Origin of the sequence: Bradyrhizobium sp. LCT2, assembly GCF_009931255.1 — a bacterium.
Classification (GTDB): domain Bacteria; phylum Pseudomonadota; class Alphaproteobacteria; order Rhizobiales; family Xanthobacteraceae; genus Bradyrhizobium; species Bradyrhizobium diazoefficiens.
Genome location: NZ_CP034432.1, coordinates 5,609,225 through 5,627,517, shown reverse-complemented (window position 1 = coordinate 5,627,517; position 18,293 = coordinate 5,609,225). Strand labels below are relative to the sequence as shown.

Sequence of the window (18,293 nt, the reverse complement as noted above, 5' to 3'; positions counted from 1 at the left end):
CCTATGTCGGCGTCGTCGCGACATAGCCTTTCAATCCAAAGCCTTCGCGCGCGGCCGTCATCATCGGCACCAGCGCATTCGGATGGATGAATTCGTCGCGGAAGCAGGGATAAGTCTTGGGGTCGAAGATCTTCTTCAGCCAGTCGACCACGATCTTGTGGCGCTCGGAATCGCGAAACTCCTTGTGATAGGTGAGCCATAGGTCGGCGTGGTGGCTCACGCCGAGATCGACGGCAATGAACGGTGCGCCGAGCGCGATCGACACCGTCGGCAGGAAGCCGATGCCGGCGCCGCGCTCAACCGCATAGAGGACGCCGACCGAGGAGTTGGTCTTGATTCCGACGATGCCCTCGAGCGTTTCCAGCCCGAGCACGCGGGCGTAGGCGGTGTCGTCGACCTGCGGAGCACTCTGCTTGATGATGCGGTGGTTCTTCAATTCGGCGAGCGTCGCCGGCAGGCCGTAGAGGCTTTCGTACTCCTTGGAGACGAAGGGATAGATGTGCAGACGGCCGAGCTTTGCGACGATCAGATCGGGGTTGGTCGGCGGCTCGAGCTGGATCGCGATATCGGACTCGAGCCGCGCGACGTCGGCCTGCTCCATCGCGCAGCGCAGATCGACGGTGATCTTGCGATAGGTTTTCTGAAAATCGATCAGCCGCGGCAGGATCCAGAAATTGCCGGGGCCTTCCGTCACTGCGACGCGCACGGTGCCCGACGTGTCGTTCGACGAGCGCGAGGCGCGCCGGAAGACGTTGAAGGCATGACGCTCCATATGCGCGACGTCGGCAATCATTGCCGTGCCTTCGTCGCTGAGCGTGAGCCCGCTCTGATCGCGCAGGAACAGCTTGCAGTCGATGCTCTCTTCGAGCCGGTCGATCCGGCGCATCAGCGTCGTCGAGGTGAGGCCGAGCTCTTCGGCGGCGTTGCGGAAACTTTTATATTTTGCGCACGCTAGAAATAGCTTCAAATCGTCCCAGGACGCGTCCAGGGCTTCTTCACGGTGCTGCGTCATCGCAGCACCCCGGTGCAATAACTGCTGCATACTCCAGGTCCCCAACCGCTAAGCTCGACATAGCGGGGCACGAAAGCCGCAGACGATAGAAGGGCGATCAGGCTATGGAAAGGGGCTCCTTTGCCGCAAGGCATGATTTCGACGCGCTGCCGCTCAGTCCGGATGTCGACGTCCGTTGCGCGCAATTTTCTGAAATTGCGGCACTTTCCGAGATGGCGCGCCGGCTGGTGCCCGGCGTGCAGCTCGGAACCGCGGAGCTTGCAAAATACTTCACCTTCGATCCTCAGAGCATCCTGACGTTCAGCCGGAACGGCAAGCTGCTCGGTGGCATGGCCTTCCTGTTCCTGAGCGACCGCGGGCACGATGCCTTGTTGCTCGACGAGATTTGCCTCACCGCGCCGGAGACGCACTATCTGGCTTCCGCGAAGGAGGAGGTTGCTGCCATCTACATCTGGGCGGTCGCGGCGACGGGCCGTGGCATCGCTGGTCTCGGCAAGGCCGCGGCGCACCTCCGACAGCCGAGATTTCGCGGCGCGGATTGCTATGCGCAGCCTTCAACCGTGGCCGGACGCGACATCATGAGGGCGACCGGCTTCGAGCCTGTCCCGAGCTTCCAACCCGACCTGTGGTGCTACGAGCGCCCATGGCACCGGCGGCCGATGCGCATGCCGGGCGCGATCATCCAAGCAAGGAGTTTTGCAGATGCACGGCACTAGGATTCCCCCGGCGAAGCCCGACTCCCGCGCCATCACCATCCGCCTTGCGCGCAATCCCAACGATCTCATGCTGGTCACCGCCATCCGCTCGGCGGTCTATCTCGCCGAGCAGGATTGTCCGTTCGAGGAGGAGTTCGACGGCAACGACATGGTAGCCGCGCATTTCATCGGCTTTGTCGGCAGCGAGCCTGCGGGCTGCCTGCGGGTGCGCTTCTTCGGCGATTTCGCCAAGGTCGAGCGGCTCGCGGTGCGACACCAATATCGGCGATCGCGCGTCTCGTTCAAGCTGGTGCAGGCGAGCGTCGACTATGTGAAGCGCAAAGGGTTTCGCAAGATCTACGGCCAGGCGCAGGACCGGCTGGTCGATTTCTGGGCCCATTTCGGCGCCAAGCCGCTCGGCCACAATCGCAAGATCACCTTCTCGGATTTTTCCTACACGGAAATGCTGCTGGAGATCGAGCCGGGTCCGGATGCCATCACGCTGGACAGCGATCCCTATGTCATCATCCGTCCCGAGGGCGATTGGGACCGGCCGGGCGTGCTTGACGCCTCGGCGGGGCGGGCGGTGACCTCGCCGCTGCGGGATCTCGCGCTCGCCGATCACTGAAACTGGTGCAGCTCTGCGCAAGATAATGCTGACTTCCAACACCGATGATCCGCCAATCCTGGTTTGTGCGGATCTCCAGGTCGAATATCTGACCCCAGGGCGTCGCCACGTCATCCTCGACGGCGAGGCGGCCACTGCGCGCTGCCTGGAACTCCTGATGCTGTGGCGCGACAATCTCTGGCCCGTGATGCATCTGAAGCGCATCGCCCAGGCGGCCTGGTTCAATCCGGCATCCAGGCTGACCGATTGGATCGCCGAGACCAAGCCGCGGCCCGGCGAGATGACGTTCGAGCACCCGCTGCCCTCGGCCTACAGCTCGGCGCGGTTTGTGGATTACATGTCCAATATCCGCAATGTGCGCTGCGTGTTGGTCGGCTTCTCCCTGGACGAGACCATCCTCGCCACCGCCATTGACGGGTTTCACCGCAGCCATCGTTATCAGGTGGTGGCCGACGCCGTGGCCTGCCGCCAGCCGGGCGCGGGCGATGCCGCCGCCTACAAGCATGCGGTAGTGAATGTCATCGGTAACTTTGCTACAATCCAGTCCAGCGCCGAACTGATCAGAACCAGCGGCGCCGTTGCGGTATAGGCGGCCGCGATCGGCGGATGGATGGGGTGGGACATTGTCACGGGGAGACGAGCTCAAGGAGCTGGCAAGCGACCTGTCGCGTGCCGTCGAGACGGCGCGCCGCGTCGGCTTGCCCACGACCGTCTATCTGCTCTCGATGGCGCTCGTGGAGGTGCGGGAAGCCGCTGCTGCCGCCGACGATGGTGATGATGACAGCGCGGCCTGAGAGCTGTTCCGTGTGCGGCTTTGTGCAACGCTGCTGAGCGCCTGCTGCCGACGAATTGGCGTTGCAAGTTCTGCGTTGTCGCAATAGCCAAGAGATGACGCTGGCCGCGCCGGCGATGTGACGACCTTGAGGATCTTTCGCAAATGTCCATGCTGCCGAATTCGCAAGAGGCCCGGGATGTGGCCTACCAGCTCCATCCCTACACCAACGCGCGCACCCATCAGCAGGCCGGTCCCCTGGTGATCGAGCGCGGCGAGGGCCCTTACGTCTTCGACGCATCGGGCAAGCGCTATTTCGAGGCGATGGCCGGCCTGTGGAGCGTCGGGCTCGGCTTCAATGAGAAGCGCCTGGTCGAGGCTGCGCACAAGCAGATGCTGGCGCTGCCGTTCTACCACACGTTCTCCGCCAAATCGCACGGGCCCTCGATCGATCTCGCCGAGAAGCTGGTGGCGCTCGCGCCGGTGCCGATGAGCAAGGTGTTCTTCACCAATTCCGGCTCGGAGGCGAACGACACCGTCCTGAAGCTGATCGCCTATCGCTCCAATGCGCTCGGCCAGCCGCAGCGCAAGAAGGTGATCAGCCGGATGCGCGCCTATCACGGCGTCACCATCGCGTCGGCCAGCCTCACGGGCCTGCCGAACAACCACCGCTCGTTCGACCTGCCGCTGCCGAACATCCTGCACACGGGCTCGCCGCATTTCTACAAGGACGGCGCGCCGGGCGAGAGCGAGGAGGCGTTTGCCACGCGCCGGGCCGAGGAGCTCGACGCGCTGATCCAGAAGGAAGGGCCGGATACGATCGCAGCCTTCTTCGGCGAGCCGGTGATGGGAGCGGGCGGCGTCATCGTGCCGCCGGCGACCTATTGGGACAAGATCCAGGCGGTCCTGAAGAAGTACGACATCCTGCTGGTCGCCGACGAGGTGATCTGCGGCTTCGGCCGCACCGGCAAGATGTTCGGCTGCGAGACCTATGGCATCAAGCCGGACGCGATCGTTGTCTCCAAGCAGATCACCTCGAGCTATTTCCCGCTGTCGGCGATCCTGATGAACGACCGCATGTTCGAGCCGATCGCGGATGAGAGCAACAAGATCGGCGTGCTCGGCCACGGTTTCACCGCGGGCGGCCATCCGGTCGGCTCGGCGATTGCGCTGGAGAACCTCAAGATCATCGAGGAACGCGGCCTGGTCGCGCATGCCGCCGAGCTTGGCGGCTACATGCAGGGCAAGCTGCGTGAGCTTGCCAGCCACCCGCTGGTCGGCGAGGTCCGCGGCGTCGGCATGATCGCGGCGCTCGAGCTGGTGCTCGACAAGCAGCGCAAGACGGCAGCGGCGACACCCGGCGCCGTCGGCGGCATTGCCAGCCGCATGCTCCAGGAGCGCGGTGTGATCTCCCGCAACATGCTCGATGCCATCGCCATCTGCCCGCCGCTGATCGTCAACAAGACCCAGATCGACGAACTGGTGGCGGCGATATCGGGCGTGCTGGAGGATATGAAGGGCGAAGTGGCGAAGCTGACGCCGGCGTAAGGTCGAGCGTTTCAATGTGGCCGGAGCAGCCGACCACATTCACCGGTGTCGTCCTGGCGAAAGCCAGGACCCATACCGCGTGATCCATCGATTTGTGGCGGTTGGAGTACCGAACGCAGAGTCTTCGCCAAACTCCGCCATGGAGTAATGGGTCCTGGCTTTCGCCAGGACGACGACGGAGGGAGAGCGGGGCGCGCTTACGCCCGCTCGACCCCGATCACGCGACCCTTCTCGATCGCCAGCGCCAGCTCGCCGCGCTTCAGCTTCAGCGCGGCATCGCCGAACAGCTCGCGGCGCCAGCCGCGCAGGGCAGGGACGTCGGCCTCGTCACTGGCTGCGATCTCCTCGAGATCGTCGACAGTCGCGATCACCTTGCTTGCGACCGCATGGCGCTCCGCGGTCATCCGCAGCAGGACCTTCAAAAGCTCGACGATGGCCGCGCCGTTGGAATTGTTGCGCGGCTTCTCCAGCTTCGGCAGCGTCGAGAAATCCCGCGCCAGGCCGCGCTCGACCGCGGCGACGATGTCCGCGCCCCATTTGGATTTCTCGAACCCCTTCGGCACCGAGCGCAGATGGGCGAGCTTTTCCAGCGTGTTGGGGGCGTGGGTGGCGATGTCGCTGACGGCCTCGTCGCGCAGCACGCGGCCGCGCGGCACGTCGCGGCTTTGCGCCTCCTGCTCGCGCCAGGCCGCGACCTCCATCAGCACCGCGAGGTCCTTCGGCTTGCGCACCCGCGTCTTCAGCCGCTCCCAGGCGCGCTCGGGGTGGAAGTCGTAGGTGCGGGGCGAGGTCAGGACCTCCATCTCGATGGAGACCCATTCGCTGCGGCGGCGCTTCTTCAGGTCGGCATCGAGCGCCGCGAATACGTCGCGCAGATGGGTGACGTCGGACACCGCGTAGTGCATCTGCTCCTTGGTCAGCGGGCGGCGCGACCAGTCGGTGAAGCGGTGGGTCTTGTCCGGGCGGTGGCCGGTGACCTTCTCGACCAGCTGGTCGTAGGCGATGCTGTCGCCATAGCCGAGCACCATGGCCGCGACCTGGGTGTCGAACACCGGATGCGGGATGATGTTGGCCTGGTGCCAGATGATCTCGATGTCCTGCCGGGCGGCGTGGAACACCTTCAGCACGGCCTCGTTGCCCATCAGCTCGAAGAACGGCTTGAGGTCGATGCCCACGGCCAGGGTGTCGATGACGATCGCTTCCTCGGGGCTGGCCATCTGCACCACGCACAGCAGCGGGTAATAGGTGGTCTCGCGCAGGAACTCGGTATCGACAGTAATGACGGGGTGCTTGGCCAGTCGGCTGCAGGCAGCCGCAAGGTCAGCGGTGGTGGTAATCAAATCCATGAACGGCCCATGACACTTGATATCAGCCGTTCTGCCGAAAGCGCTGTGATGTCAAGGGGCTCGAAGCGAATTCGAGCCTTGCAATTGGGCCGGAATCGCTCCTTCCGACGAAATTCCTATTCGTAACGGACCCTTTGCGAGGGTTTTCGGGCGCAGGGCAGCGCCACCACGACCACGCACATGGCGACCAGCGCCAGTCCCAGGAACTCGAAAACCAACAGATCCACGGCAAAATCCCCCGACAGAACCGTTAGACTTGTCGGGAGCGTGTTGACGGTCTGTTAATTCCAATGGTTACCGGCGGTGCGGGCGGCCGGATGGTGGACAGCGGGTTAATGGCGCGGACGACCACCATCACGGCATCAGTTTCGGCAAGGCGGCGGCGAGGGCGTCCACGGCGGCGCGGACCTTGAGCGGCATCCGCGGCGAACGTGGCCACAGGGCGTGGCAGTCGTACAGGAATTCCGGCTGGCCCCCGAAGAGACCGACCAGCGCGCCGTTGTTGAGGCGTTCGCGGACCAGCCAGCAGGGTAGCCAGGCGAGTCCCATGCCCTGTGCCGCGGCGTCCGCGATCGCCTCGAGATCGTCGAGCCTGAGCCTGCCGGCGGGCATGATCTCGCGCGGAGGCTGACCGTCCCGCGGAAACAGCCAAGGCCGGACCCGCCCGGAGCGGCGATAGATGATCGCCTGGTGGGCGGCGAGATCGTCGATCGATTTCGGCTTGCCATGGGCGCGCAAATAGGATCGCGCGCCGCACACCACCATTCGCTGGCGAGCGATGCGCCGCGTAATCAGGCCGGACTGGTTATCGAGATCACCGGTCCGGATCGCAAGATCGTAGCCGCCCTCGACGATGTCAGCGATCGGGTCGCCGAAGGAGAGGTCGAGCTCGAGATGCGGATGTTTGCGCGCCAGCTTCATCAACAAGGGCGCGATGCAGTGCCGCCCCAGCAGCGCGGGCATTGTCACGCGCAGCCTGCCGCGCGGTTCGGACAATTCGTCGGCAACTAGGGCGTCAGCCGCTTCAGCCGCGTTGAGCACGACACGGCAGCGCTCGTAATAGGCTTGCCCTGCGTCGGTCAGGCTCTGGCGCCGCGTGGTACGGTTGAGGAGGCGGGCGCCGAGGCGCTGTTCGAGGAAGCGCACATGCTTGCCGACCATCGGCCCCGACAGCTCCAGCGCGTCGGCGGCGGCTGCGAACGAGCCGAGATCGACGGCCTTGACGAACACGGCCATGCTGGTCAGGCGGTCCATATTGAAAACTCCTGGTTTCGACTGTTCGCTTGTTTGGGTGATTTATCCGCTTCCACGGGACCGGCATAGCTCCATTCAGCTCAACTGATTTGGAGTATATCCCATGACCCGCATCGTTCGCTTTCATCGGCACGGCGGTCCCGAAGTGCTGTGCATCGAGACCGCCAGCGTTCCACCGCCGGCAAAGGGCGAGGTGCAGATCCGGGTCAGGGCACTCGGTCTCAACCGCGCCGAGGCGCTGCTGCGGAGGGGCACGTATATCGAGTCCGCGAAATTTCCGTCCGGCCTGGGTCTGGAGGCGGCCGGCATCGTCGAGGCTGTCGGCGAAGGCGTGGCCGGCTTTGCGCCTGATGACACTGTGAGCATCGTGCCGCCGCTGTCGATGGTGCGATGGCCGGCCTATGCCGAGCTCGCGACGTTTCCGGCCGAGCTCGTCGTGAAGCATCCGCCCGAGCTTGGCTTCGAGGTCGCAGCCGCGATTTGGATGCAATATCTGACGGCCTACGGCGCGCTGGTCGATATCGCCGGAGTAGGGCGAGGGGACGTCGTCGCCATCACGGCGGCATCGAGCAGCGTCGGGCTTGCGGCCATTCAGATCGCGAACCGGGTCGGCGCTGTCCCGGTTGCACTAACGCGGACCTCGACCAAGCGGCGCGCCTTGCGCGATGCCGGCGCCGCGCACGTGATCGCCTCGGACGAGGAGGACATCGGAGCGCGGCTCGCGGAGATCGCCGGTTCAAACGGCGTCCGCGTGGTGTTTGACGCCGTCGGCGGTCCCGCATTCGAGCCGCTGACCGCGGCGATGTCGCCGGGCGGCATTCTGATCGAGTATGGCGGGCTCAGCCCGGCGCCGACGCCGTTCCCGCTCTTCAACGTGTTGACCAAGAGTCTGGTCCTGCGCGGCTACCTCGTGCACGAGATCATCCGCGATCCCGTGCGCCTTGCGAAGGCCAAGGCATTCATTCTTGATGGGCTGTCGGACGGCACGCTGAAGCCGATCATCGCCAGGACATTCCGGTTCGAGGAGATCGTCGAGGCGCATCGCTTCCTGGAGTCGAACGATCAGTTCGGCAAGATCGTGGTGACGATCTAAACGCGCGCATTTCGCGAAACGCATTCGGCGCCCCGCATGACGGAGCGCCGAAGTTCGTTTGGACGTTACCGTCGGCCTTACGGCAGCTTCAGCGACGTTTCCGCGTTGTACGGCTTCAGCGTCTCGTCGGCCGCTTTCTGGGCGGCGGCGAGCGCCTCCTTCGGCTGCTTCTTGCCGTTCAGGACCAGCATCACCTCGTCCTCCAGCGTCTTGCGGACCGGGACGGTCTTGTAGGTCGCGAACCAGGGCTTTGCGACGTCGAGCTGCTCGACGGCGGTCTTGGCGTCCGGGTTCTTGTTCAGGAAGTCGACCATGTCAGGCGTCTTGTAGGCGGCCATGTTAGGGGCGAAATAGCCGGTGGCGCGGCTCCACCAGGCGCTCTTCTCGGGCGAGGTCATCCACTTGATCAGCGTCCAGGCGGCCTTCTGCTTGTCGGCTTCGAGACCGGCCGGGACGATCAGCGAGGCGCCGCCGATCGGCACGGCGTTGCGGACGTTGCGCGGGATGAAAGCGACCTTGTAGTTGAACTTGGCGTTGTCGCGCACATAGGTCAGCGAGCCCGTGGACAGCATCATCATCGCGGCGTTGCCGGAGATGAAGGAGGTGCTGACGGCGGGACCGGGCGTCGCGCCGGGCGCGTGGACCTTGTGCTTGTAGACGAGGTCGTTCCACCAGGTCAGCGCGCCGAGCATCGAGGGCGTGTCGTAATAGACCTCGCCGCCGAACTCCTCGTTGTAGTAGCGCCCGCCATTGGTCATGGTGAGCGTTTCCATCATCCAGCCGCAATAGTCATAGGCGCAGGGGATTGCGATGCCCCATTGGGTCACCTTGTCGCCCTCGCGCTTGGTGAGCTTCTTGGCCCAGTCGGTGAGCTCCGCCCAGGTCTGCGGCGGCTTGTTCGGATCAAGGCCCGCTTCCTTGGCCTTGTCGGCGTTGATGTAGAGCAGCGGCGTCGAATTGTGGAAAGGCACGCCATAGACCGAGCGGTTGATCACCGCGTTGCCCTGCAGCGCCGGGAAGAACTGGCCGAGGAACTGGTCCTTGGTCTTGCCGTCGGCGGCGATCAGGCCGTCGAGATTGGTAAGCTCGTTCTCGATCTGCATGTCGAGCAGGAAGTTCGCCGACATGATCACGGCGGACGGCGGCTTGCCGGCCTTGATGGCCGCGCGCGTCTTGATCAGCGTGTCGTCATAGGAGCCGGTGTAGACCGCGGTCGCCTTGACCTCGGGATGGGTCTCGTTGAACTCCTTGATCAAGGTGCCCATGTCGCGGGCGAGCTTGCCGTCGACGGGGACGGGGAAGAACAGGTCGATCTCGGTCGGACCTTCGCCGGCGAGCGCGGGAAAGGCGAGGGCGCCTGCCATAGTGCCTGCCATGGCGAGGCCGAGCATGAGCCTGCGGGAAAACAGCATCGGAAAATCTCCTATTTGATGCCTGAGGTGACGAAAGAGCTGATGAAGCGCTTCTGGAAGATCAGGAAGGTGACGAGCAGCGGCGCGATTACCATCAGCGTGCCGGCGGCGATGGTGCCCCAGGCCTGGGTGCCTTCGGCCGTTGCGGTGAAGACGGAGAGGCCGACGGTGAGCGGCCGCTTGTCCGGCGAATTGATCACCATCAGCGGCCACAGGAAGTCGTTCCAGTGGCTGGTGACCGAGATGATAGCGAAGGCGGAGAAGCTCGGCATCGACAGCGGCACGTAGATGTGGCGAATGCGCTGGAACAGGCTGGCGCCGTCGATCAGCGCGGCATCTTCCAGCTCGGTCGGGATCGCCTCGAAAGCCTGCCGCATCAGGAAGGTGCCGAAGGCGGAGGCGAAGAACGGCATCATCACGCCGGTGAGCGTGTCATAGAGGCCGAGCTGCGCCACGAGCGTCAGGTTCGGCACGATCAAGAGCACCGGCACCAGCATCAGCTGCATCAGGAATAGGTAGAAGATCAGCGTCTTGCCGGCGAAGGCGAGGCGCGCAAAGGCAAAGCCCGCCAGCGTGATCGTGACGAGCTGCACCAGCAGGATGCCGGTGCAGATGATCGTGGTGTTCAGCGCGTAGCGCGGGAAATCGCCGATCTCCCAGGCATCCCTGACATTGTCGAGCGTCGGCTTCAGGCTCGGCATCAGCTCGGCCATGGCGTTGATGCCGTCCGAGGCGGGGCGCAGTGTCGCAACGCCCATCCAGAGGAAGGGGATGAGCCAGATGATCGCGAGCAGCACGGTCAATACGAAGCCGAGCTTCGGCGTGATCTCGCGGCGCGTGGCGAGCGGGGCGTCCTTGAGCAGCCAGTCGATCAGCTTCATGCCCCGCCCTCCCGGTTCGCCATCGTCCGGAACGAGAGCGCGGTGAGGCCCATCAGTGCGGCGAGTGTCAGCAGCGTGGCCGCCGAGGCCTTGCCGATGTCGTAGTGCTCGACCGCCTGCTGGTAGATGTAGAACAGCACGAGATTGGTCGCGTTGGACGGCCCGCCCTTGGTCATGACGAAGACGTGGTCGACCTGTGTCACCGCATTGAGCGTTGCGATGACAGTGACGAACAGGAAGGTGGGCTTGAGCTCCGGCAGGATGATGTGGCGCAGGCGCTGGTACGGACCGGCGCCGTCCAGATGGGCGGCTTCCATCACGTCCTCCGGCACCGCCTGGAGGCCGGCGAGGAAGAACAGCATGTAGTAGCCGGCGTTCTTCCAGATGGTGATGACCATGATGGCGTAAAGCGCGATGTCGGAATCGCCGAGCCAGTTCGGCAGCACCGGCAGCAGGCGGCCGATGTAATAGTCGAGCAGGCCGACATTCGGCAGGAAGATGAACAGGAACAGCGCGGATGCCGCGACCATCGGGATCAGCACCGGCAGGAACAGCGCGGCGCGCAGCGCGCTGTTGAAGGCGTTGGTGCGTGACAGCGCCAGCGCAAACAAGAGCGCCAGGCCGATGCTCGGGATCGCGGTGCCGACGGCATAGACGAGATTGTTGACGACCGCGCCGGTGAAGGCGGGGTCGGCGAGCACCGCGTTGATGTTCTCAAAGCCGACGAAGCGGACCGGCGCCTTGGGCGTGGCGCGCTGATAGAGCGCGTCGACGAAGACGCGTCCCATCGCGCCGTAGGTGAACAGCGCGAGGAAGATCAGCGAGGGCAACAGCAGGAGATAGGCCGGCAGCGAGGTTTTGAAGCGGGCGGAGAACCGCTTCAGGAGAAGTAGGCGCGGCGGCGCAGTTGCCGCGACCGGGAGAGCCGCGGGTTCAGCGAGGCTCATCTCACCGCGCCGGGAAGTTGAGCGCATAGTCGCGGCCGTCCACTCCCGCCGGTGGCTCGAAGGGGAAGCGCAGATTTTCATCGAGGAAGTCGTGGCTGTGCACGACCAGGTTCTCCCCGTCGATCAGCACCACGCCATAGGCCGGCGGCTCATGGCTGGCGAGATGCTCGGCGGCGGCAGCGTCAAGCTCGAACCAGACCTGGTGGTTGGTGCCGCGCAGCGTCGAGAACGGAATCTTCCCGTAGCTGCCGAAAATCGGCCGGTGGACATGGCCGAAGAAGAGGTGACGGATGCGCGAGCGATAGGGCGCAATGACTTCGGCGAATTCGGCGCTCTGCTTCAGTGCGATCTCGTCCATCGCGTGGACGCCGACCGGAAAAGGCGGATGGTGCATGAAGACGACGAACGGCATGTCAGCCGGTGCGGCGGCCAGCGTGCTTGCGAGCCAGCCGAGACGCTTGGCGCACATCTCGCCGGCGTGGCTGGTCTCGTCCAGCGTGTCCAGGAACACGAACAGGCCGTGCTCGGTGGTGCGCGTGCCCTGCACGAAGCCGTTGGAATCGCGCGGTGCGGCCTTCAGGCCGTCGAGGCAAGCTACGCGTTTGTCGTGGTTGCCGACCATGGCGATGTACGGGATTTTCAGCGCAGCCATCGCGTCTGCGAAATTGGCGTAGGATTCAGGCTCGCCCCAATGGGTGAGGTCGCCGGTCACGACGGCAAATGCGGCGTCGGACTGGTGCTTGTTGATGTCGGCGATCGCCGCGTCCAGCCGGGCGCGCGGATCGAGCCCATAGAGCTTCAGCCCGGGGTTCGCGAGATGCGTGTCGGTGATGTGAATGAATTTGAAGGCCATGGCGCGCTTTGTCGGGACTTGTTGGAGGATGGGCGCCTCCGGCAAGACGGCGCTGACAGGCCGTTAGAGCGCGAGTGTTTCAGTTTGATGACAGCGGTTCCCGCGGGCAGGACGTGTCCACAACGTCCACCGGACAGGAATGGATTAGCGCAAGGCGCAATCCATGCAGCGAATCAATTAGAGGTGGTGATGCGGGGGCGTGCCAGCTCACGTCCCGCAGAACGTCTGCAACACCCGCTGGTCCGGTAGCGGCGGATCGGCATAAGCCGCATAGTCCGGCTGGTCCTCGTACGGCTTGGCCAGCACCTTCACCAATTCCTCGAACAGCGCGTAGTTGTCATCGTTGACCGCGGCCTGGATCACGGCCTCGACGCGGTGGTTGCGCGGGATGAAGAGCGGGTTGACGGCGTTCATGGCAGTCTGCCGCTCGGCGGCGGATTGCGGCTCGGCCGCGAGACGCTCGCGCCAGCGCCGGGCCCATTCATCGAAGGCTGCGGGGTCCATGAACTCTGCGCGGGCGTCGTCCGCGGCCGGATCGCCTGCGGCGTCACCCAGCCTGCGGAAGGTCAGGGTGAAGTCGGCCTGGTTCTTCGCCATGGCGTCGAGCAGGTCCTGGATCAGGGCCTCGTCGCCGTCGCGCTCCGTGAACAGGCCGACCTTCTTGCGCAGGCCCGCCTGATAGGCCTTGCTGAATGTCTCGGGGAATGCGCTGAGAATGTCCTGTGCCTGCTCGACCGCCTTCTCCTGCTCCTCGCCGAACAGGGGCAGCAGGCACTCGGCCAGCCGGGTCAGATTCCACAGCGCGATGCGCGGCTGGTTGGCGTAGGCGTAGCGGCCCATTTCGTCGATCGAGGAGAAGACCTGCGCGGGATTGTAGGCATCCATGAAGGCGCAGGGGCCGTAATCGATGGTCTCGCCCGAGATCGAAGAATTGTCGGTGTTCATCACGCCGTGGATGAAGCCGACCAGCAGCCAGCGCGCGACGAGCTCGGCCTGGCGCGCGACGACGCCGGCAAGCAGCGCGTGATACGGCCGCTCGGTGCCGAGCAACTCTGGGTAATGACGGGCGATGACGTGATCGGCGAGCCGGCGGATCGCGTCGGTATCGCGGCGGACGGCAAAGAACTGGAAGGTGCCGACGCGGATGTGGCTCGCGGCGACGCGGGTCAGCACCGCGCCAGGCAGCGCGGTCTCGCGGATGACGTGCTCGCCGGTGACGACGGCGGCAAGCGAGCGTGTGGTCGGAATGCCCAACGCGTACATCGCTTCGCTGACGATGTATTCGCGCAAGACGGGCCCGAGCGCAGCGCGGCCGTCGCCGCGGCGGGAGAACGGGGTGGGACCGCTTCCCTTGAGCTGGATGTCGCGGCGGACGCCGTCCCGGTCGATGACCTCGCCGAGCAGGATCGCCCGGCCGTCGCCGAGCTGGGGCACGAACTGCCCGAATTGGTGGCCGGCATAGGCCATGGCGATGGGGTCGGCTCCATCAGGAACCGTCTTGCCCGCCAGGATCTCGGCGCCCTCAGGGGTCTCCAGCATATCCGGGTCGAGGCCGAGCTGGACCGCCAGCGGCCGGTTCAGCTTGATGAGCCGGGGGGCTGCGACCGGGGTCGGCGCGACCCGGGCAAAAAAGCTGTCCGGCAGCGCCGAATAGGAGTTCTGGAAGGGGAAATGGACGGTCATGGAGGTAAAGATAGGCGGGGAACGCCTGATGGCAAAGGCTTGAGCCCAGATCGGCCAAAAATGGGCCTTCCGGGCCCCAAACAGGCCGTTCCCTTGGTTGCCGCTTTGGGCCTCGTCGGGTAAACCCTGCCGCAACTTTCGGACCGGCCACCTCAGTCGTCCGATTCGCTTCCTCAGACATCAATTTGGGACGACCATGCATCGCTACCGGTCACATACATGCGGCGCGCTCCGCGAGAGCAACATCGGCGAGACGATCCGCCTCTCGGGCTGGGTCCATCGCGTTCGCGACCATGGCGGCGTGCTGTTCATCGACCTGCGCGACCATTACGGCCTGACCCAGTGCGTGGTCGACCCGGACTCGCCAGCGTTCTCGCTGGCCGAAAAGCTGCGCTCGGAATTCGTGGTCAAGATGGACGGCAAGGTCCGCCGCCGCCCTGAAGGCACCGACAACGACGATTTGCCGACCGGCAAGGTCGAGATCTATGTCAGCGAGATCGAGGTGCTGGGCCCGGCCGGCGACCTGCCGCTGCCGGTGTTCGGCGATCAGGAATATCCTGAGGATATCAGGCTCAAATATCGCTTCCTGGATCTGCGTCGCGAAAAACTGCACCAGAACATCATGACGCGCGTCGAAATCATCAAGTCGATGCGTCGGCGCATGGAGGGGCAGGGCTTCTTCGAGTTCAACACCCCGATCCTGACCGCGTCCTCGCCGGAAGGCGCGCGCGACTTCCTGGTGCCCTCGCGCATCCATCCCGGCAAGTTCTACGCGCTGCCGCAGGCGCCGCAGCAGTACAAGCAATTGCTGATGATGTCGGGCTTCGACCGCTACTTCCAGATCGCGCCGTGCTTCCGCGACGAGGACCCGCGCGCCGACCGCTTGCCGGGCGAGTTCTACCAGCTCGACGTCGAGATGAGCTTCGTCACGCAGGAAGACGTGTTCGCGGCGATGGAGCCTGTCATCACCGGCGTGTTCGAGGAGTTCGCCAAGGGCAAGCCGGTGAGCAAGAACTGGCGCCGCATCCCGTTCGCCGAAGCGCTGCGCAAATACGGCAGCGACAAGCCGGACCTGCGCAACCCCATCGAGATGCAGGACGTCTCCGAGCACTTCCGCGGCTCCGGCTTCAAGGTGTTCGCGCGCATGCTCGAAGACCCCAAGAATCAGGTCTGGGCGATCCCGGCGCCGGGCGGCGGCAGCCGCGCCTTCTGCGATCGCATGAATTCGTGGGCGCAGGGCGAGGGCCAGCCCGGCCTCGGCTACATCATGTGGCGCGAGGGCGGCGAGGGCGCTGGTCCCTTGGCGAACAACATCGGACCCGAGCGCACCGCCGCGATCCGCGCGCAGATCGGCGTCAAAGAAGGCGATGCCGCCTTCTTCGTCGCCGGCGATCCCGACAAGTTCTGGAAGTTCTCGGGCCTTGCCCGCAACAAGGTCGGCGAGGAATTGAACCTCACCGACAAGGAGCGGTTCGAGCTCGCCTGGATCGTCGATTTCCCGATGTACGAGTACAACGAGGACGACAAGAAGGTCGACTTCTCGCACAACCCGTTCTCGATGCCGCAGGGCGGCCTCGAGGCGCTGAAGGGCCAGGATCCGCTGACCATCAAGGCGTTCCAGTACGACATCACCTGCAATGGCTACGAGATCGCCTCGGGCGGCATCCGCAACCACGTGCCGGAAGCGATGGTGAAGGCGTTCGAGATCGCCGGCTATGGCGAGCAGGAGGTGGTTGACCGCTTCGGCGGCATGTACCGCGCCTTCCAGTACGGCGCGCCGCCGCATGGCGGCATGGCCGCGGGCGTTGACCGCATCGTGATGCTGCTGTGCGGCACCACCAATTTGCGCGAGATCTCGCTGTTCCCGATGAACCAGCAGGCCATGGACCTCCTGATGGGCGCACCGTCGGAAGCCACGACCAAGCAGCTCCGCGAGCTGCATGTGCGAGTGAACCTGCCGCAGAAGTGAATGCGTACCCCGGACGCAGCGCAGCGCTTTTCCAGCGGTGCGCTGCAGAGCCGGGGCCCAGACTTCACGGACGGTGACCCTGGGTCCCGGCTCTGCGTCGCGTCATTTCATGCCGCGCCGCGTCCGGGACACGAGACCGCCGAGCGAACGCTCGCCTACAACCCCGTCGACGCCTCGATCCGGAATTGCGCCAGCGCGACGATCGGCTCGCTGTTCAGGGCGTGCATGAGCTGGAGCAGCGGCACCTTGCCGAGCGGCGTCAGCTTGATGGTGAGCGTTTGCCCTGACGTCTCGACGAAGCCGGCGATGGCATCGACCGCGGTCTTGGCATCGGGATTGGCGGCCGCGATCTTCTCGCCCTGTGCCCGGATCATCTCGACGATGGCGCCGCGCGCCGCGTCCCGGCTGACATTCTGCATGCGGGAGAACTGCGCCACGAGCAGATCGACGACGCCGCTGTCGCGCAGGGAGAGCTCGATCGCGCCGGCTTCGATCTGCCCGGCCTGGCTCATGGCTTGCACAGGGTCGGCCGTGAACACGCCGCGCGGCACGTTGGCGAGTGCGAGGCGGGCCTGCGCCTTGGCGAGGTTGCCGAGGTCGATGGTGGCCGGCGCGAGCGCCAGCGCGCCCGAGGACTCCGTCCAGGCCGCGCCGAGATCGAGGTTGATTGCCAGTTTGTCGATGCCGGCCATCGTCAGCGGCAGCTGCGTGGGATTGGCCGGATCGGTGGGGGCGACCATCTTCACGACCAGATTGGCCTTGCTCGGGATCGACCCGACCAGCTGGCCCCAGTTCAGGCTGATCGTGTCGATGGTGACGAGCTGCCGCGTGTTCTTGTAGGGCGAGACCACGCCCTTGATCTCGGCGCCTTCGAGCACCCGGAACAGGCCCAGCATCTGATCGGGCGAGGGCGGCTGCCCGGGCGTGGTGAGGCTCGCGGCCCAACGAAACAGGTTCGCCAGGCTGAGCGATTTGAGCGCGAAGCGCTCCATCTTCACTTGGCCTTGCGGCGTCGGCGCATCCAGGCCTTCGAGCGCGAACTCGCCCTCCTGGTATCTGATCGCCCTGAGCCGGGGCGTCCCTTGCGGGGTCGTGATCGACATGGTGCCGATCTCGATCTTGCCGACGCGAAGGCCGTCATAGAGGCCGGCGAGCTTCTCCATCATCTCGCGCGATTGCGCCGGGGTCGGCTGGACGGAGCGGTCCGTCGGCAGCAGTGCCAGAATCTCGACCGGCCGGAATTTTGACGGCTGGACCGCGATATCGGCGATCGCGATGCCGTCGACCTGCATCCGCACGCCGTGCGTCGACGTCGCCACGTAAAGGCCGCTCGACATTTGTCCGTAAACGCGATGGTAGCTGTCGTCGTTGGCCTTCTGCGGATCGAGGGCGGCGGCGATTGCGGTCGAGTCGAAATCATTGATGATGAGGTCGGACATCTCGCCGCTCAGCTTGTCCGCCTTGCCGGCCTGCTCCACGTTGATCGTGAAGGAGGCGCGGTCGGCCTTCATCGCGTCGACCTTGCCCTTGCCGAGCTTCTGGATCGCGAGCCCCGAATAGACGACCTCGCCGCTGCCGGCGGCGCCTTTGCCGGCATCGAAGGCGATGGTGAGGGTCGGTGCCGTGACTGAAGATGCGGTCACGCTCGCATACTGATCGAGCACAAATCGGTACAAGTCGATCAGGGCGCCTGACGCCGGCGCATTCTGGACGTGAACAGGGCCCGCGTAATCGCGCATGATCATCTGCGGGATCTTGTAGGAGGCTTTCAGCTTCCCGGGGCCGACTTCGTCCAGCGCAACCTCGAAACCGGAGATATCGATGCTGTCGGCCGCAAAGCGGGTCTCATCGGTCTGGCGGAGGCCCACGCCCTTGATGCCGGCGATCTTGACGTGTGCCTGTGGCTGCCCGGCGGGATCGACTGCGATGTCCTCGATGGTCAGCGTCCGGCTCGTCACGTCGAACGCCACCTTGCCGTGGCTTGCCTTGCCGCCCTGGCTGCGGATCCGGTCGAAGACGGCCTCGATCTCCGCGGTGGCGCGATGTCTGGCATAGAGGTTGAAGCCGAACCATCCGCCCGCGGCGAGCACGGCGAGTGCGATCAGGCCGATCAGGATCCGCTTCATTCTCAGCTCCAGTTGCTCGTTTTGCACTGCGCAACCTGCCATATTCGCAAAGCGCGGGGCGGTCCAGGGAAAGC

Annotated in this window: 16 protein-coding genes; 7 read left to right on the top strand and 9 right to left on the bottom strand. The window is 64.9% G+C overall.

Features of this window, described 5'->3' with window-relative positions:
- Window position 1 precedes the first annotated feature (1 nt).
- A complete protein-coding gene (locus tag EI171_RS27045) occupies window positions 2–1,042 on the bottom strand; it encodes a LysR family transcriptional regulator (protein ID WP_011086903.1) in 1,041 nt (346 codons plus the stop codon).
- 74 nt (window positions 1,043–1,116) lie between these two features.
- On the opposite strand from EI171_RS27045, the gene EI171_RS27040 reads away from it, so the two are divergent.
- The 5 genes from EI171_RS27040 (at window position 1,117) to EI171_RS27025 (ending at window position 4,655) form a co-directional block, all read left to right on the top strand.
- Complete coding sequence (locus tag EI171_RS27040) at window positions 1,117–1,728, top strand: hypothetical protein (RefSeq protein WP_011086904.1); 612 nt, start codon at window positions 1,117–1,119, stop codon at window positions 1,726–1,728.
- Window positions 1,715–2,335, top strand: coding sequence for a GNAT family N-acetyltransferase (locus tag EI171_RS27035; protein ID WP_011086905.1), 621 nt, complete (start codon window positions 1,715–1,717; stop codon window positions 2,333–2,335). The genes EI171_RS27040 and EI171_RS27035 overlap by 14 nt, the downstream gene beginning before the upstream one ends.
- Before the next feature lie 25 nt (window positions 2,336–2,360).
- On the top strand, window positions 2,361–2,924 hold the full coding sequence (locus tag EI171_RS27030) for an isochorismatase family protein (RefSeq protein ID WP_028171114.1): 564 nt from the start codon (window positions 2,361–2,363) through the stop codon (window positions 2,922–2,924).
- A 34-nt stretch (window positions 2,925–2,958) separates the two neighbouring features.
- A complete protein-coding gene (locus EI171_RS44965) occupies window positions 2,959–3,129 on the top strand; it encodes a hypothetical protein (protein ID WP_202633021.1) in 171 nt (56 codons plus the stop codon).
- A gap of 143 nt (window positions 3,130–3,272) precedes the next feature.
- A complete protein-coding gene (locus tag EI171_RS27025; RefSeq protein ID WP_028171115.1) occupies window positions 3,273–4,655 on the top strand; it encodes an aspartate aminotransferase family protein in 1,383 nt (460 codons plus the stop codon).
- Window positions 4,656–4,852: 197 nt separating this feature from the next.
- Here the strand turns inward: EI171_RS27025 and rnd are convergent, their stop codons facing one another.
- Entirely contained in the window at window positions 4,853–6,001 is a 1,149-nt protein-coding gene (gene rnd, locus EI171_RS27020; protein ID WP_011086908.1) for a ribonuclease D, read from the bottom strand.
- Window positions 6,002–6,355: 354 nt separating this feature from the next.
- The gene (locus tag EI171_RS27015) at window positions 6,356–7,255 is read right to left on the bottom strand and encodes a LysR family transcriptional regulator (protein WP_161535156.1); all 900 of its coding nucleotides are present in this window, start codon (window positions 7,253–7,255) and stop codon (window positions 6,356–6,358) included.
- A gap of 103 nt (window positions 7,256–7,358) precedes the next feature.
- On the opposite strand from EI171_RS27015, the gene EI171_RS27010 reads away from it, so the two are divergent.
- Window positions 7,359–8,348, top strand: a complete 990-nt coding sequence (locus EI171_RS27010) for a zinc-dependent alcohol dehydrogenase family protein (RefSeq protein ID WP_161535155.1) — start codon at window positions 7,359–7,361, stop codon at window positions 8,346–8,348.
- A 77-nt stretch (window positions 8,349–8,425) separates the two neighbouring features.
- On the opposite strand, the gene EI171_RS27005 is transcribed toward EI171_RS27010, so the two are convergent.
- The 5 genes from EI171_RS27005 to EI171_RS26985 all read right to left on the bottom strand — a co-directional run bounded on the left by EI171_RS27005 (window position 8,426) and on the right by EI171_RS26985 (window position 14,124).
- Window positions 8,426–9,760, bottom strand: coding sequence for an ABC transporter substrate-binding protein (locus EI171_RS27005; protein WP_028171118.1), 1,335 nt, complete (start codon window positions 9,758–9,760; stop codon window positions 8,426–8,428).
- An 11-nt stretch (window positions 9,761–9,771) separates the two neighbouring features.
- Window positions 9,772–10,641 (bottom strand): carbohydrate ABC transporter permease, encoded by an 870-nt coding sequence (locus EI171_RS27000; protein ID WP_060911762.1) that lies wholly within the window; start codon window positions 10,639–10,641, stop codon window positions 9,772–9,774.
- On the bottom strand, window positions 10,638–11,588 hold the full coding sequence (locus EI171_RS26995; RefSeq protein WP_161535154.1) for a carbohydrate ABC transporter permease: 951 nt from the start codon (window positions 11,586–11,588) through the stop codon (window positions 10,638–10,640). The genes EI171_RS27000 and EI171_RS26995 overlap by 4 nt, the downstream gene beginning before the upstream one ends.
- Window position 11,589: 1 nt before the next feature.
- The gene (locus tag EI171_RS26990; RefSeq protein ID WP_161535153.1) at window positions 11,590–12,441 is read right to left on the bottom strand and encodes a phosphodiesterase; all 852 of its coding nucleotides are present in this window, start codon (window positions 12,439–12,441) and stop codon (window positions 11,590–11,592) included.
- A 207-nt stretch (window positions 12,442–12,648) separates the two neighbouring features.
- The gene (locus tag EI171_RS26985) at window positions 12,649–14,124 is read right to left on the bottom strand and encodes a YdiU family protein (protein WP_161535152.1); all 1,476 of its coding nucleotides are present in this window, start codon (window positions 14,122–14,124) and stop codon (window positions 12,649–12,651) included.
- 196 nt (window positions 14,125–14,320) lie between these two features.
- On the opposite strand from EI171_RS26985, the gene aspS reads away from it, so the two are divergent.
- Entirely contained in the window at window positions 14,321–16,093 is a 1,773-nt protein-coding gene (gene aspS / locus EI171_RS26980) for an aspartate--tRNA ligase (RefSeq protein ID WP_060911765.1), read from the top strand.
- Between the two features lie 155 nt (window positions 16,094–16,248).
- Here the strand turns inward: aspS and EI171_RS26975 are convergent, their stop codons facing one another.
- Window positions 16,249–18,219 carry a hypothetical protein gene (locus EI171_RS26975; protein ID WP_161535151.1) on the bottom strand — a complete coding sequence of 657 codons (1,971 nt, stop codon included), beginning with the start codon at window positions 18,217–18,219 and terminating at the stop codon, window positions 16,249–16,251.
- Window positions 18,220–18,293 lie beyond the last annotated feature (74 nt).

Bases quoted from the DNA above. Each gene is read 5' to 3' on its own strand.
- EI171_RS27045 (WP_011086903.1), bottom strand. From the start codon at position 1,042: ATGCAGCAGTTATTGCACCGGGGTGCTGCGATGACGCAGCACCGTGAA.
- EI171_RS27040 (WP_011086904.1), top strand. From the start codon at position 1,117: ATGGAAAGGGGCTCCTTTGCCGCAAGGCATGATTTCGACGCGCTGCCG.
- EI171_RS27035 (WP_011086905.1), top strand. From the start codon at position 1,715: ATGCACGGCACTAGGATTCCCCCGGCGAAGCCCGACTCCCGCGCCATC.
- EI171_RS27030 (WP_028171114.1), top strand. From the start codon at position 2,361: ATGCTGACTTCCAACACCGATGATCCGCCAATCCTGGTTTGTGCGGAT.
- EI171_RS27025 (WP_028171115.1), top strand. From the start codon at position 3,273: ATGTCCATGCTGCCGAATTCGCAAGAGGCCCGGGATGTGGCCTACCAG.
- rnd (WP_011086908.1), bottom strand. From the start codon at position 6,001: ATGGATTTGATTACCACCACCGCTGACCTTGCGGCTGCCTGCAGCCGA.
- EI171_RS27015 (WP_161535156.1), bottom strand. From the start codon at position 7,255: ATGGACCGCCTGACCAGCATGGCCGTGTTCGTCAAGGCCGTCGATCTC.
- EI171_RS27010 (WP_161535155.1), top strand. From the start codon at position 7,359: ATGACCCGCATCGTTCGCTTTCATCGGCACGGCGGTCCCGAAGTGCTG.
- EI171_RS27005 (WP_028171118.1), bottom strand. From the start codon at position 9,760: ATGCTGTTTTCCCGCAGGCTCATGCTCGGCCTCGCCATGGCAGGCACT.
- EI171_RS27000 (WP_060911762.1), bottom strand. From the start codon at position 10,641: ATGAAGCTGATCGACTGGCTGCTCAAGGACGCCCCGCTCGCCACGCGC.
- EI171_RS26995 (WP_161535154.1), bottom strand. From the start codon at position 11,588: ATGAGCCTCGCTGAACCCGCGGCTCTCCCGGTCGCGGCAACTGCGCCG.
- EI171_RS26990 (WP_161535153.1), bottom strand. From the start codon at position 12,441: ATGGCCTTCAAATTCATTCACATCACCGACACGCATCTCGCGAACCCC.
- EI171_RS26985 (WP_161535152.1), bottom strand. From the start codon at position 14,124: ATGACCGTCCATTTCCCCTTCCAGAACTCCTATTCGGCGCTGCCGGAC.
- aspS (WP_060911765.1), top strand. From the start codon at position 14,321: ATGCATCGCTACCGGTCACATACATGCGGCGCGCTCCGCGAGAGCAAC.
- EI171_RS26975 (WP_161535151.1), bottom strand. From the start codon at position 18,219: ATGAAGCGGATCCTGATCGGCCTGATCGCACTCGCCGTGCTCGCCGCG.